We start from the raw sequence: 17201 nt of genomic DNA on the forward strand, positions 1-17201 counted from the left end.
TTTAGTAATAATGATTTAAATGTCTAGATAAGGGGATGGAGTATGAGTGAATTAGAAATTAGGTTGGAGCGTCTTAGGGAAGAACAAATAGGCGATATTGTACCATTATCTTCTTATATTGGTTGGGATTATAACAGGGAAGAAGTTGAAACAATTTTTAACTCAGGTATTGTATACGGCGTATGGAATGAGAGAAAGGAACTTATTGCTAGCGCAGCAATAATATTATATGGGGAGGCGTTGGCATCTATCGGAATGGTAATTGTACATCCAGATTATAAGGGAAGAGGAATTGGAAAGATGATAACAGATTCATGTATTAAGAGTGTACTAGCTCATACTCCCATTATGTTGATTGCTACGGATGAGGGAAAGCCTTTATACGAAAAGTTAGGATTCAGGGAAGTAAGCTATGTTTCTAAATATATATGTAACTCGTACAATGCGAATAATCATTGTATAGAAAATGAAGATTATATGATGAATTATGAAGAGTGTGATTTAGAAAAAATAATAAAAATAGATGAAAATGCGTTTGGAACAAATCGAAAGGTGTTTTTAAAGAAAAGGATTATGCAAAGTGAACAATGCAATGTTGTGAAAGATAAGGAACAAAATGTACTAGGATATGGTTTGAGTATACAAACGCCAGAAAATAAAATAATAGGACCAGTCGTTGCTAAAAATAATGCGATGGCAATGAGAATAGTACATGATTTAGCAAGAGGGCATAATGGAAAATTAAGAATGGATGTACCAGAAGGAAAGAACGATTTTATGAAAGAATTAGAGATTGCTGGTTTTAAAAAGGTGAATACACCACCAATTATGATGAAAAATAGTAATCGGTTATTAAAAAGAAATGGTGAACTATATAGTATTGCAGCGCAAATTTTTGGATAAAAAAAGAATCCTTTTAAATGAAGGATTCTTTTTTTTATCCCGCTATTTGCCGGGCAGTAAGACTCCCACCCAAAAAATTCAGCGGAAGCAAAGAAGTTAGGTGGGGGATCAACAAACCACCACTGATTAAAGTTTCACTTTATCCAATTTAATCACGATATTGGTCATGAGTTGGCTGAAAGAGGTCTTCCTCGATATCTCTCACCATAGAAAAATTATCAACGTTATAATGACCGTGTAAAGTTTTATTGTGATGACCAATAATTTGTTCTGCAGACAATACGTTAGAATCAGTTGTTGAATGCCCGTTTTTAATTAATGTAACGTCAAATCCTTGTACAGTTGCTGTCCTAACCGCAGTGTCAATGCAATGTTCGGTTTTACATCCGCCTATAACAATATGATTAATGTTTTCTTCTTTTAAAAGTTCAAGTAAAGAAGTGCCGTAGAATGAATTGGTTGCTGCTTTATTAATAAGGATTGCAGACTGGGGTACTTGAATTTGATTATGTACTTCAAATCCTTCGCCACTACCAGAAGCAACATCGATATCTCTTACGAAAACAATAAGAGCATTTGAATCTATTGCTTTCTGCAGTGCTATATTTAGTGTAGATAATAGCTCGGTTTTACGAAAAACTGCATTTTCTTGCTCATTTCCATCAATTAATTCTTGTTGAGCGTCGATAATTAATAGTGCTTGTTTCATCGTGTCTCCCCTTTAATATGAAATAAGTTCCACTTTACATATTCCTTCAGATTGTTAGAAAATCCTCCATTGTAAGCGAAGTAGAAGATTGATTTACAAAGTTGTCAAAGAAATTTCATTCTCATAGTGTGTAAAAACATGTATGATAGGAGATGGAGAATTTTTGAGTAGGTGGGAATAACATGCAAACAGTAGAAGATTATCTTTCATTCTTACATACGAAAGGATTTAAATTATCAGAGGAAGCGCAAGGGTTTATTATGTTCGGACAAGGATATACTGGTGCGTCTGATGGGATTGTGAACGCAGCAATAGAAGCGACAATTAAACATCAATTGCAGTTTGATGGTAGTTATTTCGTTGCGTTATTAGAACGATTGAAAGAAGAAGAAATTACAGATAAAAAAAGCGCTAAGGCTTTTATGCGGAAGTTACAAGCGTAACTTCACGCAGCCTGCGCTTCTTTTTTTGTTTTGGAAGGTAATTCAACAAAAATCATGCCTAGGAAAATACATAGACATCCGATAATAGCAGAAATAGAAAGTTGTTCATTTGCAACGAGAACGCCTGTTAAGGCAGCAAAAACGGGCTCCATTGCGAAAATAATTGCTACTCTCGTTGGAGAAGTGTGTTTTTGTGCCGATGTTTGAATGAAAAAAGCAATAGATGTTGCAAACAGGGCAGTTAGAAAGAGTGCGAATAAAAAGGATTGATTCGTCCATAGTGATACTGAAAATAACTTTTCCCAATCTTCAAACAAGAAAGCGCAAATAGAAGAAAATATACCAACAGCTAATACTTGAGATGTGCTTAATAATAAAGGTGATATTTTCTTAGAAAAGAAGCCGTTAATAAGAATATGGGCAGCGAAAGCGACTGCACAACCGAGAACAAGTATATCTCCTATATTTAATTGGAAAGAATCAGCAGCTGTTAATAAGTACAAACCTGTTGTAGCTACAGCAATACCAAGTACGATGAAAATGGTAGCTTTTTGTTTTAAAAAGATAAATGATAAGATTGGGACCATAACAATGCTTAGCCCAGTTAAGAAACCTGCTTTTGAAGATGTTGTATAGAGTAAGCCAAATGTTTGCAATAAATAACCGACAAATAAGAAAAAACCAACGATTATCCCTGCCGTGCTACTATGTTTTATATCTTGTTTTGAAGTTTTTTGTGAGAAAATAATTTGAACGAATAATAAAATAATTCCAGCGAATAAAAAGCGAATACCATTAAACGTAAATGGACCAACGAAAGACATAGCGTTTTGAACGACAACAAACGTAGCTCCCCAAATAAAAGAGACAAATAATAAAGCAAGAGGAGCAATCCACTCTTTTTTCACACTCATACCCCCGTTAATTTTGTAAGATAGCTTTTCTAGCTAATTCATCAGCTACTTTATTTTGACTACTTGGAATCCACTTAATAAAAAAGAGATCGAAGTTTTTTATGTACTGCAGCGCTTCATCTAAAAGAGGTGCAAATATTTTATTTTTTGCGTATTCCTTTTCAACAGCCCGTTCGACAAGCTGGGAATCTGTACGAAAAGAGACAGTGCTATAATTATGCTCGATGCAATATTTTAATGCTAGAAGTAAAGCGCGGTATTCTGCTTCATGATTGGACATTGTTCCAAGTGGTAATGATAATTGTACAGGCGGCTGAACGCCTTTAATAAACACTCCTGCACCAGAAGGACCAGGATTTCCTTTTGATGCACCATCAATATATACTTCAATCAAAATGAGAAACCTCCAAATTATAAGATTATCCCCTACTTAAATATTTTTTGAAGTAGGGGATAGAGTAGTTATCCGATTGTGATGCTATAACGACATGTAAATGTTTCATTCGCTTGTAAAGATTGAATTCCCTTTTTGTCCTTGAAATCTTTTGCTGGATTTATTTCATCAGCGATTCCATACCAAGGTTCAATACATAAGAAAGGTGCGTTATCCCCTGGTGTCCATACGCCAACAAATGGGAAGCCATCAAATTCTACTTTTACAAATTTATTATGTTTATGAGAACGGATCGAAATTTCATTCGTATTCATATTTTCAAAAATAAGCGCATCATTTTTGAATAAATCATATGTAAGTGGCAATTCAGTTGTATTTTCAGCGATTAATTGCTTTTTGTTTGAAAGATAAGGTCCTTCTAATACGCTTGTTTCTAAGCGTTCCGAACCATTAAATGATAAATGATAATCTGTAAATGATTCACCGTCCAATAAGGGGAAGTTGAATCCAGGATGTGCTCCGATTGAGAAGAACATCTCTTTAGAAGTAGGATTGTTTACTTCATATGTTACATGAACGCTTTGTCCATCTAGCTCATAAGAAACGAGTAATTCGAATTCGTATGGGTATTTTTTTAATGTTTCTTCATTACTAGTAACGATATAAGTGATTTTTGTTTCGCTTTGTTCTTTCACAGAGAAAGTAAGATCACGAGCGAAACCGTGTTGTGTTAATGAATATGGTTTACCGTCTACGTAGTATGTATTATCTACTAATCGGCCGACAATTGGGAACAAAATTGGTGCACGGCGTCCCCAATAAGTAGAATCACCTTGCCATAAATATTCTGTGTTGTCTTCTTTTAAGCGAACGCTCTGTAATTCTGCACCTTTGTCAGAAATGGAAACGATCACTTTTTCATTTTGAATTGTTGCTGTCATGAAGTGAAACCTCCTAAATCTTTCATATGTTTCATTATACGTTGTCTAAAAGGAAAAAGGTAGTTTATGATAGGAATCTATTGACGAAAGAGGGGCTACCACGTAAAATATAATCTTGTTGCTTAAAAAACGAATAACGTGGTTCGAAACCATCCCACGTAAAAAAACTAAGGAGATTTTGTCATGAATATTAGAACTTTAGTCGGTAATGGTATTTTAGCGGCATTATATATTGCTGTTTCTATGCTTATTCAGCCATTTGGCTTTACGAATGTACAATTTCGTATTTCAGAGATGTTTAATCATCTCGTTGTATTTAACAAGAAAGCAATTTACGGAATTGTATTAGGTGTATTTTTAACGAATCTCTTTTTCTCACCTATGATCGCTTACGATTTAGTATTTGGAGTAGGGCAATCTATTCTTGCGTTAGTTGCAACGATTATTTCTATGCGATTTATTAAAGGTGTTTGGGCTCGTATGATTTTTAATACAGTTATCTTTACAATTACAATGTTTATGATTGCAATTGAACTTCATCTTGCATTGGGTTTACCATTTATGTTGTCTTGGTTAACTTGTGCAATTGGTGAATTTGTTGTCATGGCGATTGGTATGCCTGTAATGTACTGGATTAATAAGCGAGTACAATTTGAAAGATTTATGTAATAGATGAAAGAGCTATTCCTATAGGGATAGCTCTTTTTGTATGTAATCATATTGAATATAATGCTGTGACTCTAGATAAAATATAATAAAATAAAGTGAGGCTTCAATTAGCCGGATATATATAAGAAGTCTTACATAAGGGGAATGTAGTATGAAATATAAAATTCATTGGTTGTATAAAACGAAGCGTGGATTGCAGACGGAATTAACAACAGAGTATATGAACATAGAAGAAGTACTTCAATTTGCAGAGGATTTTGAGAAAACAGGAAGAGCTAAGGAACTTTTATTTTACGATGAAATGGACGCAGAATGGTCATTAAAAGAGATGAAAAAGTTAAGTAAGCAAGTAGAGGAAGAGCCCCAAGAAATACTAGTTTATTTTGATGGGGGGTATGATGTGCAAACGAAAGAAGCTGGCGTTGGTATATGTGTGTATTATAAAAAAGGAAATACAAACTACCGCATTCGCCGCAATGCATATATAGAAGGTATATATGATAATAATGAAGCGGAATATGCATCATTATTATACGGTATGAATATACTCGAGGAACTAGGGATTAAGTATGAAGCAGTTACACTTCACGGAGACTCACAAGTGGTACTGCAGCAATTAGCCGGAGAATGGCCTTGTTATGATGAGCATTTAAACCATTATTTAGATCAAATTGAACAAAAGGCGAAGCAAATGAAATTAAAACTTGTATGTGAACCGATATCTAGAAAACAAAATAAAGAAGCACATCAATTAGCAACGCAAGCATTAGAAGGGACAGTCATTGATAGTCATAAAGAAATAACCGAATAGAGAGGTGCAAAGGTGGATAAAAAGCAACTCATTACAGAGGTAAATGACTTATTAGAAACATATTGTGAAGGATGTTTCTTGCGAGAACATAATCGAAAGACAAATAGTAAATATTATGCTCATTCATTTTGTATAAGACAATGTACAGTTGGAGAAACATTGAAAAAGTATGGAGAACAGTTGTCATAAAAAAACATCCAGAGAAAATTCTCTGGATGTTTTTTAGTGCTTTGCTTCGTTTAATTGCTGCTCGCATTTGCTTAGTTTCTTTTCCTCGTTCATTAAAAATGGTTCATCTAAATCTACTGCAACAGATTTCATAATTTCAAGCTGTGAGCGAGCTGCTTCTACTGCAGTAGTAGCATGCTCTAATGTATCTGGATCCATTGAAATTGTTGCTGATCCTACCATTTTTTGTGCTGTTTCTACACGGAATTTTACTTCTTCAAAATCATTTACTTCTGATCCCATTGTTACTGCCTCCTTTGTATATTGCGCATTTCACATAGTTTTTGCTCTGTAAAACGGAAATATACAAAGGAATAATAAAGGAGGTTACCAAGTAAGGTAACCTCCTGTTATATGTTGGATTAAAGTTTTACTACGTTAGCAGCTTGAGGTCCGCGGTTACCTTCAGTAATGTCGAAAGATACTTCTTGACCTTCTTCTAAAGCTTTGTAGCCGTCTCCTTGAATAGCAGAGAAATGTACGAATACATCGTCAGCGCCTTCCATTTCGATAAATCCAAAACCTTTTTCGTTGTTAAACCATTTTACTTTTCCTTGCATGTTATAATTCCTCCTAAAAGCGTTTACTATTTTCATTTAGTGAAATTCATTTAAAAAATAATATAAACTAAAAATGCTATATTCTTGAATATTCTGCTAAATGATTAATTTAAATATACACGAATTGGGAGAATTTAGTCAAGTAAGCGATTTTATTTTTTGTATTTTTAAATAATTTTTCAGTCAAATTTTTAAATAGGTATAGGACAGGCCGAGTATGTAATATTCTTAATTGAATGCTATACATAATGAGGTGAAAGAATGAATAAGTCTTATTTATTAGATAATGAAGGAATAAGAACGAGAACCGACATACCGGATTGGGTTGCAAAAGAATTTGAGATTTTTTCAAGTGTCGTGTTAGAACCAACTTTTCCATGTTATTTCGGTTTAACAGCTTTGAAAAAGAATGAACTTCGTTATTCATTTCTGTCTCATAATGATTGGAGTCATTTGCCGCATACAATGTTATCTTTTTTAGAGTTAATGAAAGAGAGGCCGATTGTAAGAAGGGGCTTTTTCCTTTTTATAGAACCGGAATGTGAAGAACAATCACTCGAATATTACCGTGATTATTTTTGGAAAGTGCTACAGTATTTGCATGAAAACGATGATCAAGCATGGCCAAAGCAAATTCCTGAAGATCCAGACCATTATTTATGGGAATTTTCATTTGGTGGTGAGCCAATATTCGCATTTGGAAATGCGCCAGCTTATAAACAACGAAAAACTAGACATTTAGGGAATGCTCTCGTTATTGGGTTTCAGCCACGCACTATTTTTGATGGATTAGAGGGAGATCGTCCTAAAGGAGCATATTCAAGACAAATGGTCCGTGAGCGAGTTGAAAAGTGGGATCAATTGCCGAAACATCCTAACATTAGTCATTATGGTGACCCAGAGCATCGTGAATGGAAACAATATTTCATAGGAGACGATGTAGAACCAATAAAAGGGAAATGCCCGTTTCTTCATAAGATAAAAAAGTAAGAGCCATCACCTAGATGGCTCTTTTGTATATTTTGGATAAAAAAGGGTATTTTATTATGAAAGCTAGTCTATTTTTTCAAATTATATCATTAACTAGTAATAAAGAGAGTAGAAAGGATAGAGCGATGTTTGGAGCAATTATACAGCAAATCGTATTAGGTATTTCATTAGCTGCACCAGTAGGGCCGATTAATATTGAAATGTTAAAACGAGGAATTGAACGTGGGTTTTGGCATGCTTGGGTTGTTGGAATTGGTGGAATGACTGCAGATGTTTTATTTATGTTACTCATTTATTTCGGTTTATCTTCTGTGTTTATGTATACATATGTACAAGCCTTCATGTATTGCACGGGTTTTTTCTTGTTATTTTATTTAGGATTTCAAAGTGTAAAACAAGGAATTTTCCACTCGAATATGGAATATAAAAAAGAAGAGGTAGGTGGCCTTAAACAATCGTTTATGGCAGGATTTTTAATTGCGATATCCAATCCATTAAATCTTGTTTTTTGGTTTGGTATATACGGAAGTACACTTAGCTCATTACTTACGAAGGTAACGAAACAAGAAGCTTTTTTGTACAGTCTTTGCATTATTGCTGGCATTATTTTATGGAATTTAAATATTGCTTTTTCTGTACATTTTGGAAGAACTTTATTAAAACCAAAAGCACTTGGCTACATAACAGCTGGAGCAGGTATTATTTTAGTAGGTTACTCTATACATTTTGCATACAAAGCTTTACAGTTGTTCACATAAGATTGAAGGGGAGATTTTTATGTATCGAACCACTATTGACGGAAAAGAAATTATCATTACGTTAGCGCCAAAAATCCGAAAAGAAATTACTGATAGAAATCCACTATATGAAGCGGTATTTCATAATGCTGCAAGATTGCTACAAACAAAGCAACCGACGTTTGCAGTAAATCATGAAATATTTGGTCTCATTATTGGAGAAGTGCAAAGAGGAGAAGTAACAGTGTTTGCAGTGGAACATATTATTCCGAAGCAAAATATATTTGGACCAAATAATTTTTTCTCGACAATAGAACAGCAGGCAAATTTGTAAAGTGAATAGAATAAGAATAGAAAAGAAATAGTCGTAACGATATGTTGCGGCTGTTTTTTGGGAAAAGGGGGAAACAAGATGAAGAAAGTGGGGAAAGAGTTCTTTTTACAACATGATATCGTTATTATGTATAGCATTCTATTTATTTTCATTATTATTTTAAAAATGCAATTTTTCTCTTGGATTGGCATGTTAGCATGCATGTTTGGGATTGTTTTCTATACACTTAATGAATATATGACACATCGTTTTTTATTCCATATAAAGCCACCTAAAAACACATTTCTATTAAAAATGTTAAGAAGATTACATTATGATCACCACGTATATCCAGAGGATTTAAAACTTTTGTTTTTACCTGTATGGTTTAGTATACCTAGTTTTACTATTTATTTGCTTATAGCATATGGTATTACAAAAAGTGTTACTATTACACTTTCATTTGGAATCGGAATGATTATCATGCTGCTCGTTTACGAATGGAAACATTATATTGCCCATAGACCGATTCGTCCCGTCACTAAGTTTGGAAGATGGCTAAAAAAACAACATATATTACACCATTATAAAAACGAAAAGTTTTGGTTCGGTGTTTCAAATCCAGTATTCGATTTTATATTTGGAACACTTAAAGACGGAAAAGATGTTGAGTTAAGCGAAACAGCTCGTAATTTGGAAAAGGAAAAAAAGACAAAAGTAGTGCGTTAAGCACTGCTTTTGTCTTAATGAAGAAAAAAAGTAAGGTGTCACTTTATTTTGAAAAAGTATATTAAAAATTTGGGGGAAATTGCCGAAAAATGTCTATCGAAAAATCTTTGCATGAATGTATGGATTGTCTAAAATGAGTATAAGTTTCTGAATATTTATAAAATTTAACCTTAGGTATGCAAGGGGGAAGTGTATTTCAAGTAAGAGAGGGGATCGGTTAATGAAACGAGATGATACGTCAGCACGTAAGTTGCAAAATGAGGTGAATTATACAGAGGTTGTTCAGTCGGAAGAATTTCAATTGTTATTAAATACGAAAAAGAAGTTTATCATTCCAATGAGTATTTTCTTTTTTAGTTTTTTTATCGCATTACCTATTTTAACGTCGTATTCAAAGGTGCTTAATACACCTGCATTTGGTGACGTTACATGGGCGTGGGTATTTGCTTTTTCCCAATTTATTATGACATGGGCACTATGTATGATTTATAGCAAAAAAGCAGAGTCATTTGATGAAATCTCCCAAAAAATTCTGCAAGATATGCAAAAAGGGAGGGGCTGAACTTGAATACTACTGCATTTGCACTATTTTTAATTATTGTTCTTGGTACGCTCGTCATAACATATTTTGCATCGAAAAAAACGAAAAATGCGAGTGAATTTTATACGGCCGGAGGGGGATTAACTGGTTGGCAAAATGGTCTGGCCATCGCTGGAGATTACATGTCTGCTGCTTCATTTCTTGGTATAGCCGGAGCAATCGCATTAACTGGGTTTGATGGATTCTTTTATAGTATCGGTTTTTTAGTTGCTTATTTAGTTGTACTGTATCTTGTTGCAGAACCGCTTAGAAATTTAGGAAAGTACACTTTGGCGGATATGATTGCAGCACGCTTTGATGCGAAAAAAGTTCGCGGAGTTGCAGCTCTTAATACGATGACGATTTCTATCTTTTATATGATTGCACAATTAGTTGGCGCGGGTGCACTTATTAAATTATTATTAGGGATTGAATATACGACATCTGTATTAATCGTTGGAACACTTATGACGGTGTATGTTATTTTTGGAGGTATGACAGCAACGAGCTGGGTACAAATCGTAAAGGCTGTATTACTTATGGCTGGTACGTTTATTATTTCTGTTATCGTTTTCGCAAAATTCAACTTCAGCGTGACTGAAATGTTCGCTCAAATGAAAACAGCTACACCTTTAAAAGATTCATTTTTAAATCCAGGTGTAAAGTATAAGGATGGTCTTGATACACTTTCTTTAAATTTAGGACTAGTACTTGGTACAGCTGGATTACCGCATATACTTGTCCGATTTTTTACAGTACGTGATGCAAAAACTGCGCGTCAATCTGTCGTATATGCGACGTGGTTAATTGGTGCATTTTATATTATGACGATTTTCTTAGGATTTGGTGCGGCAGCGTTTGTAGGAAATGAAGCGATTATTAAAGCGAACCCAGCTGGTAATATGGCGGCACCTTTATTAGCCAAAGCGTTAGGTGGAGACTTCTTATTTGCTTTCGTATCAGCAATTGCTTTTGCAACGATTTTGGCTGTAGTGGCAGGTCTTGTATTAACAGCAGCATCAGCATTCGCTCATGATTTTTATAATGAAATCATTCGTAAAGGAAAATCAACGGAAAAAGAGCAAGTATCCATGGCTCGTTATGCATCTATTGGAGTAGCGATACTATCTATCATACTTGCATTATTTGCCCAAACATTAAACGTAGCATTTTTAGTATCATTAGCATTTGCAGTTGCAGCGAGTGCAAATCTACCAGTAATTTTATTTACAATATATTGGAAGCGTTTTAATACAACGGGTGCTATTTCGGGTATGATTGTAGGTCTCGTATCAGCAATTGTTCTCGTAGCGTTGAGTCCGAATGTTTGGAATCCTGTAGCTGGAAAAGCTATTTTTGTTGGGGAAGCGTTATTCCCATATACGACACCAGGAATTATTTCAATTCCACTCGGATTTCTTGCAGCATATTTAGGAACGGTTTTATCTAGTAAGAAAGAAGATGAAGCGAAATTTGATGAAATTCTAGTGAAATCTAATACTGGTCATGGCATTAGCGATGCGTCTTCACATTAAATAAAAGAGGAGCTTTTCGATAGATAAGAAAAGCTCTTTTTTCTTTTGTCATTTTCTTGTAAATATTACTGATTTGTAAGTAGGATTTGTCTTAATTTTGTGGAATGAAAATAGCAGGGAGAAATTTAAGTCATCATGGCACCAGCGCAGCTTTTGTGAAAAATAAGTTGTTATGGAAGGTGGAAGTAATGATGAAAACGAAGCAAACTGATGAATTATTAGCAAAAGATGAGCAATATGTTTGGCACGGAATGCGTCCTTTTAGTCCAAATAGTACAATGGTAGGGGCAAAAGCTGAAGGGTGCTGGGTTGAAGATATACAAGGAAAAAGATATTTAGATGGTATGAGTGGCCTTTGGTGTGTGAATAGTGGATATGGAAGAAAAGAGCTCGCAGAAGCGGCTTATAAGCAATTACAAACATTATCATACTTTCCAATGTCACAATCCCATGAGCCAGCTATAAAGCTTGCTGAAAAGTTAAATGAGTGGCTTGGGGGAGAGTATGTTATTTTCTTCTCAAATAGTGGTTCAGAAGCGAACGAAACAGCTTTTAAAATAGCAAGACAATACTATGCTCAAAAAGGTGAACCACATCGTTATAAATTTATGTCACGTTACCGTGGGTATCACGGGAATACAATGGCGACAATGGCAGCGACGGGACAAGCGCAGCGTAGATATCAATATGAGCCGTTTGCTTCAGGTTTTTTACATGTAACACCACCGGATTGTTACCGTATGCCTGAAATTGAAGGACAGCATATTTATGATGTAGAATGTGTGAAAGAAGTCGATCGTGTTATGACGTGGGAATTAAGTGAAACAATTGCTGCGTTTATTATGGAACCTATTATTACAGGCGGGGGCATATTAATGCCACCACAAGACTATATGAAAGCTGTTCATGAGACGTGTCAAAAACACGGTGCCTTGCTTATTAGTGATGAAGTGATTTGCGGTTTTGGACGTACAGGAAAAGCATTCGGATTTATGAATTATGATGTGAAGCCAGATATTATTACAATGGCAAAAGGTATTACGAGCGCATATTTACCATTATCTGCAACAGCTGTGAAAAAAGAAATATATGAGGCTTTTAAAGGTAAAGGAGAATATGAATTTTTCCGCCATATTAATACATTTGGTGGAAATCCAGCAGCTTGTGCATTAGCACTTAAAAATTTAGAGATTATGGAAAATGAAAATTTAATTGAGCGATCTGCACAAATGGGTTCCCTTTTATTAGAGCAACTAAAAGATGAAATTGGGGAACATCCACTTGTTGGGAATATTAGAGGAAAAGGTCTATTAGTTGGGATTGAATTAGTAAATGATAAAGAGACGAAAGAGCCAATTGATAATGATAAAATAGCAAGTGTTGTAAATGCTTGTAAAGAAAAGGGCTTAATTATAGGACGAAACGGTATGACAACAGCAGGATATAATAACGTTTTAACATTAGCGCCGCCTCTTGTTATTTCAAGTGAAGAGATTGCTTTCGTTGTTGGAACGTTGAAGACAGCGATGGAGCGTATTTAATAAATAGAGAGAGGAGCGAGCTGTAATATAAGGCTCGCTCTTGTTTAGTAGGAGGGGACTTTTAATGGAGAAATATGATCCTAACAAACATTATCACATCGGATATTATGAAGACGGATATGATTTAGAAGTGACGGCGTACAAAAGAATAAATGAACCAGTTTGGGATGCTTATATTCCGCACTATGAGGCAGACGATTTTTATAAGAAAGTGGAGGGAATGAAGCTAGGTAAATATATAGATGATTATGGCATTATGGTGTATTCATTTGGGAATGATATTGATGATGATGAAGCACGAATTATTTTTGAAAAATGGTTAAAAAAGAACGGGATTGTTTAAAGATAAAACAAAAAGGAGATTGCTATCTTATAAAATAGCAATCTCCTTTTATTATAGTAAATTTATTTACTTGCTTTCATTGCTTTATCTTTTGCACCAAAAGTGTATTTTAACATTGGTGGTGTAATCATTGTAGTTAAAATAACGACAATAACGATTGCTGTAAAGTAATCTTGTGCCAATAGACCTGAAGAAAGTCCTGTTCCTGCGATGATAAGTGCAACTTCACCACGAGAAACCATTCCAGCACCGATAATTGCAGAAGACTTAGCGTCAAATCCAGTCATTCGAGCACCGAATCCACAGCCGATTAATTTCGTTAATACAGCGATAACAGTTAATGCTAAGATGAACCAAATTTGATTGCCGATACCGTCAAATGTAATATTCATACCGATACTAACGAAGAATACGGGAACGAACATAGCGTAAGCAATTGGTTCTACTTTCTTTTCTACTTCATGTTTGTAGTTTGTTTGAGAAATTGCAATACCAGCAGCGAAAGCACCGATAATACCAGCAATTCCTAATAATTCGCCGAAATATGCGAATGAGAAACAGATGATAAGAGCCGCGCTCACGATAGACTCAGATACGCGCAGTGGTGATAACCAGCGCATAATCGCAGGAACACCTTTCCATCCGATTAAAATAATAGAAGCGAAGAATACTACTTTCTTCAAGATAACCATTGTTAAGTTAACATCATCAGTACCTAAGAAGCTCATTGCAAATGCTAATAAAATAACAACAAGAATGTCATCAAATACAGCGGCTCCAAGCATCGTCGTACTTTCACGTGTTTTCATTTTACCTAAATCACGAAGTGTTTGTACGGAAATACTAACACTTGTCGCACATAGAAGTAATCCTAAGAATACAGCGTTTCCTTGTTCCATTCCCATCACAAGACCGGAAACGTAACCACCTACGAATGGAAGAATGATACCTCCGAGTGCAACTGCTAAAGAAGAATTACGATTTGCGTTTAATTCTTCTAAGTCTGTTTCAAGTCCAGCCATAAACATTAAAAGAATAACTCCGACATTACTTAATTGAGTTAGAAGCTCTGAATTTTCAATCCAACCTAATACAGCTGGACCGATAACGATACCGACAATTAATTTACCTAGTACAGAAGGTTGACCTAATCTAACACTAAGATCACCAGCAAGCTTTGTACTTAATAAAATAAGTGCAATTTGAAAGAAAAATTCGAATTCCATCTGATCCTCTCCTCGTCATTTTTAATTTTATCATACGATTTCTCGGAATTTGCCTAATGAAAATATGTAAAACCCATTAAACAAAAGGGTCTGATTACAAGTTCTTTTGAACCTGTAATTTGAACCTGTAATTAATATATAATAAAATTTATTAAAAATCAATGAAAAAATAGCAGATTTTCATGATGGAATTTGATTTAGGTATGAAGGGAATGGCTATATAATAAGAAGAAATAAGGCAATATTTTTAATGAATTGGAGAAGGAAACATGTTATTAAATAAACGCTTTACAATTGGAGAAATGGCAAAAATGCATAATATCGCAGAATCTACATTGAGGTATTATGATGAAAAAGGAATTTTTCATCCGTCCATTGTTGATCCTCAAACGAATTATCGTTATTATACAATCGATCAATTTTCACTGTTAGATACGATTAAATTTTTACGCCAGTTAAATATTCCGTTAAAGGAAATTAAGAAATATATTGATGAAAGAAATCCAACATACGCACTCAATTTACTGGAAAAACAACAAGAAATGATGCTGAAGAAACAAAGAGAAATTGAATATGCCTTAGCAAAAATGGAACATAGAATTCATTTAATTAAGGAAGCAACAAAAGCAAAAGCTGAACAAATGGTAATTAAAGAGATCCCGCAGCGGAAAATTACAGCAATTGCGGTTGCTCCAAATACGACGGATGATATGTTTGAGTACTACATCCATTCGTTGCAAAAAAATATGAGGCAAATGGATGATAGTTTATTTTCTGGAGATATTGGTGTAACTGTTGCGAAAAAAGGATTAATGCAAAATGAGTTTCAAGCATATAGTAGTGTTTTCATTCTTTTGGATTACATGCCCTTTCAAGTGAATAGTTCAGATGAAATTAAAGCAGGTATATTTGCCTGTGTATATCACCACGGGCCATATGAAGAAACTGATGAAACATATAAGAAATTAATAAAATATATTGATCAAGAAGGATATGAAATAGACGGAGATTCGATTGAGATTGCATTAATTGATTGGTCTGTAACAGAAAATCCAGAGGAGCAAGTAACAGAAATTCAAATTCCTATAATGAAAAAACAAAGCAATAAGTTATAGGACTCGTATAATTACAAATGAGCATCAAACGCAATAATTAAGTTACCTATTTTTTAATTCACTATTGACCTTCAAGTTACTTGAAGGTTTAAACTGAGGAAAGAGAGTTGAAAAAAGGAGCATATTAGAGTATGGAAGCAACAGAAAAATTAAGAGAAAAACCCATAAAAAGTTTATTTATTTCTTATTTAATACCAGCTGTTCTAGGAATGGTATTAATGTCAGTTAATATTGTAATTGATGCGGTCATGATTAGTAGAGGAGTTGGGGCGAACGGTTTAGCAGGAGTAAACGTGGCTATTCCAGCGTTTTCGATTTTTTTCTCTATTTCATTATGGATCGGAATGGGCGGGGCAACGTTATATTCCATTGCATTAGGTGAAAATAAACGAGAAAGAGCAAGGTCTATTTTTACTCAATCCATGACGGTAGCAGTTGTTATCGTAGGTGTTTTAGCGGCTATTTGTTTATGGAGAATAGAAGATTTAGCATACTTATTTGGTGCAAATGAAGTGATTTTACCATATGCGTTAGACTATTTACACGTATTATTAACATTTGGAATGATATACGTTTTAGAAAATATTTTAAGTACATTTATACGAAATGATGGAAATCCTAATTTAGCAATGGCAGGTCTTGTTGTAACGGCTGTATTAAATATAGTATTTGACTATATCTTTATTTTTATCTTTGGATGGGGGGTAACAGGTGCTGCTTCAGCGACTATTCTTTCGGCAGCGATTGGTTTTCTTGTATTATTAACTCATTTCTTTAGAAAAAGTAGTATTTTAAAATGGACGAAATTCCATTTTGAATGGGATACTGTCAAACAAATTATGGTGATTGGTTTCCCAAGTTTTACAGCAGAAAGTACGGTTGCAATCGTAACGATTGGTTTTAATATCGCATTCGTCCAATATGCAGGAGAAGTAGGAGTAGCTTCCTATGCGATGGTGAATAGTATTCATGCAATGGCATTACTATTATTCTTCGGTGTAGGTGCTGCATTGCAACCGATTGCTAGTTTCCATTACGGGGCAAACTTATCAGAAAGATTGCGTGAAGGATTGCAGTTTGCTGTGAAAATTGCTGTTGTACTTGGGGGCATTGCGATAATTGTCGGATTATTCTTCGGGAAATATATCATTGGTCTATTTGATGTCCAATCTCCAGAATTATTGGAGTTAACATTAACGGGTATTAGCTTATTCTTTATTCAATACGTATTTTTAGGCTATAACATTGTGTATGGAGAGTACTTCCAATCAGTGCGACAAACGAAGAAATCAGTACTGATTATAATGAGCCGAGGGTTACTATTTATCATTCCATTGTTATGGATTATGCCGAAATTATTTGGGATAAACGGAATTTGGCTCGTTATGCCAGTTGCTGAAGTAATGACAGCAATTATCGTATTTACGATGAATCGTATGAAACATCCTGTTCCATTAAATATGGCAGGAGAGAAAGAAGCGATATGATGAAGAAAATCCCCTTAAGCAATTAAGGGGATT

Annotated in this window: 22 protein-coding genes and 1 riboswitch; of the genes, 15 read left to right on the forward strand and 7 right to left on the reverse strand. The window is 34.6% G+C overall.

Annotation, left to right across the window (positions count from 1 at the left end; all coding sequences use genetic code 11):
* The first annotated feature begins 42 nt into the window (after positions 1–42).
* The gene (locus QCI81_RS22200; RefSeq protein ID WP_071730814.1) at positions 43–903 is read left to right on the forward strand and encodes a GNAT family N-acetyltransferase; all 861 of its coding nucleotides are present in this window, start codon (positions 43–45) and stop codon (positions 901–903) included.
* Between the two features lie 148 nt (positions 904–1051).
* Here QCI81_RS22200 and QCI81_RS22205 read toward each other — a convergent pair whose 3' ends face one another.
* A complete protein-coding gene (locus tag QCI81_RS22205) occupies positions 1052–1612 on the reverse strand; it encodes a cysteine hydrolase family protein (RefSeq protein ID WP_000806310.1) in 561 nt (186 codons plus the stop codon).
* A gap of 182 nt (positions 1613–1794) precedes the next feature.
* Between QCI81_RS22205 and QCI81_RS22210 the strand changes: the two genes are divergently transcribed.
* A complete protein-coding gene (locus tag QCI81_RS22210; protein ID WP_001195212.1) occupies positions 1795–2055 on the forward strand; it encodes a DUF6123 family protein in 261 nt (86 codons plus the stop codon).
* A 2-nt stretch (positions 2056–2057) separates the two neighbouring features.
* On the opposite strand, the gene QCI81_RS22215 is transcribed toward QCI81_RS22210, so the two are convergent.
* The 3 genes from QCI81_RS22215 to QCI81_RS22225 form a co-directional block, all read right to left on the reverse strand.
* Positions 2058–2963 (reverse strand): DMT family transporter, encoded by a 906-nt coding sequence (locus QCI81_RS22215; RefSeq protein ID WP_000712599.1) that lies wholly within the window; start codon positions 2961–2963, stop codon positions 2058–2060.
* Between the two features lie 13 nt (positions 2964–2976).
* Positions 2977–3363 (reverse strand): reverse transcriptase-like protein, encoded by a 387-nt coding sequence (locus tag QCI81_RS22220; RefSeq protein ID WP_000573877.1) that lies wholly within the window; start codon positions 3361–3363, stop codon positions 2977–2979.
* Positions 3364–3431: 68 nt separating this feature from the next.
* Positions 3432–4304 (reverse strand): aldose 1-epimerase family protein, encoded by an 873-nt coding sequence (locus QCI81_RS22225; RefSeq protein ID WP_065482965.1) that lies wholly within the window; start codon positions 4302–4304, stop codon positions 3432–3434.
* Positions 4305–4436: 132 nt separating this feature from the next.
* A riboswitch (PreQ1 riboswitch) is annotated at positions 4437–4481 on the forward strand.
* A gap of 6 nt (positions 4482–4487) precedes the next feature.
* Here QCI81_RS22225 and QCI81_RS22230 point away from each other — a divergent pair.
* The 3 genes from QCI81_RS22230 to QCI81_RS22240 all read left to right on the forward strand — a co-directional run bounded on the left by QCI81_RS22230 (position 4488) and on the right by QCI81_RS22240 (position 5973).
* Positions 4488–4973 carry a QueT transporter family protein gene (locus tag QCI81_RS22230; protein ID WP_001026474.1) on the forward strand — a complete coding sequence of 162 codons (486 nt, stop codon included), beginning with the start codon at positions 4488–4490 and terminating at the stop codon, positions 4971–4973.
* A gap of 151 nt (positions 4974–5124) precedes the next feature.
* The gene (locus QCI81_RS22235) at positions 5125–5784 is read left to right on the forward strand and encodes a ribonuclease H family protein (protein WP_000875546.1); all 660 of its coding nucleotides are present in this window, start codon (positions 5125–5127) and stop codon (positions 5782–5784) included.
* A 12-nt stretch (positions 5785–5796) separates the two neighbouring features.
* A complete protein-coding gene (locus QCI81_RS22240) occupies positions 5797–5973 on the forward strand; it encodes a zinc-finger domain-containing protein (protein WP_000358801.1) in 177 nt (58 codons plus the stop codon).
* 33 nt (positions 5974–6006) lie between these two features.
* On the opposite strand, the gene QCI81_RS22245 is transcribed toward QCI81_RS22240, so the two are convergent.
* Positions 6007–6255 (reverse strand): DUF2564 family protein, encoded by a 249-nt coding sequence (locus tag QCI81_RS22245; RefSeq protein ID WP_000534400.1) that lies wholly within the window; start codon positions 6253–6255, stop codon positions 6007–6009.
* 119 nt (positions 6256–6374) lie between these two features.
* Positions 6375–6572 carry a cold shock-like protein CspB gene (gene cspB / locus QCI81_RS22250; protein ID WP_001161731.1) on the reverse strand — a complete coding sequence of 66 codons (198 nt, stop codon included), beginning with the start codon at positions 6570–6572 and terminating at the stop codon, positions 6375–6377.
* Between the two features lie 261 nt (positions 6573–6833).
* Between cspB and QCI81_RS22255 the strand changes: the two genes are divergently transcribed.
* The 8 genes from QCI81_RS22255 (at position 6834) to QCI81_RS22290 (ending at position 13340) form a co-directional block, all read left to right on the forward strand.
* Complete coding sequence (locus QCI81_RS22255) at positions 6834–7562, forward strand: YqcI/YcgG family protein (RefSeq protein WP_071730816.1); 729 nt, start codon at positions 6834–6836, stop codon at positions 7560–7562.
* A gap of 14 nt (positions 7563–7576) precedes the next feature.
* Positions 7577–8320 (forward strand): LysE family transporter, encoded by a 744-nt coding sequence (locus tag QCI81_RS22260; protein ID WP_113304022.1) that lies wholly within the window; start codon positions 7577–7579, stop codon positions 8318–8320.
* A gap of 19 nt (positions 8321–8339) precedes the next feature.
* Complete coding sequence (locus QCI81_RS22265; protein ID WP_000286361.1) at positions 8340–8633, forward strand: hypothetical protein; 294 nt, start codon at positions 8340–8342, stop codon at positions 8631–8633.
* 78 nt (positions 8634–8711) lie between these two features.
* Positions 8712–9341: a sterol desaturase family protein gene (locus tag QCI81_RS22270; protein WP_063546957.1), complete on the forward strand. Its 630-nt coding sequence runs from the start codon at positions 8712–8714 to the stop codon at positions 9339–9341.
* Positions 9342–9561: 220 nt separating this feature from the next.
* Positions 9562–9903, forward strand: a complete 342-nt coding sequence (locus QCI81_RS22275) for a DUF485 domain-containing protein (protein ID WP_023521588.1) — start codon at positions 9562–9564, stop codon at positions 9901–9903.
* Between the two features lie 2 nt (positions 9904–9905).
* Entirely contained in the window at positions 9906–11456 is a 1551-nt protein-coding gene (locus QCI81_RS22280; RefSeq protein WP_001098240.1) for a solute symporter family protein, read from the forward strand.
* 191 nt (positions 11457–11647) lie between these two features.
* The gene (locus QCI81_RS22285) at positions 11648–12997 is read left to right on the forward strand and encodes an aspartate aminotransferase family protein (protein ID WP_000850962.1); all 1350 of its coding nucleotides are present in this window, start codon (positions 11648–11650) and stop codon (positions 12995–12997) included.
* Between the two features lie 64 nt (positions 12998–13061).
* Positions 13062–13340, forward strand: a complete 279-nt coding sequence (locus QCI81_RS22290; RefSeq protein WP_000417068.1) for a DUF3986 family protein — start codon at positions 13062–13064, stop codon at positions 13338–13340.
* 62 nt (positions 13341–13402) lie between these two features.
* On the opposite strand, the gene QCI81_RS22295 is transcribed toward QCI81_RS22290, so the two are convergent.
* Entirely contained in the window at positions 13403–14566 is a 1164-nt protein-coding gene (locus tag QCI81_RS22295; protein ID WP_000393901.1) for a cation:proton antiporter, read from the reverse strand.
* Positions 14567–14835: 269 nt separating this feature from the next.
* Here QCI81_RS22295 and QCI81_RS22300 point away from each other — a divergent pair, with 269 nt between their 5' ends.
* Complete coding sequence (locus QCI81_RS22300; RefSeq protein WP_000925940.1) at positions 14836–15681, forward strand: MerR family transcriptional regulator; 846 nt, start codon at positions 14836–14838, stop codon at positions 15679–15681.
* 131 nt (positions 15682–15812) lie between these two features.
* Entirely contained in the window at positions 15813–17168 is a 1356-nt protein-coding gene (locus tag QCI81_RS22305) for an MATE family efflux transporter (RefSeq protein ID WP_000388396.1), read from the forward strand.
* Positions 17169–17201 lie beyond the last annotated feature (33 nt).

The sequence above is a fragment of the Bacillus cereus group sp. MG20 genome, assembly GCF_040459885.1.
Classification (GTDB): domain Bacteria; phylum Bacillota; class Bacilli; order Bacillales; family Bacillaceae_G; genus Bacillus_A; species Bacillus_A cereus.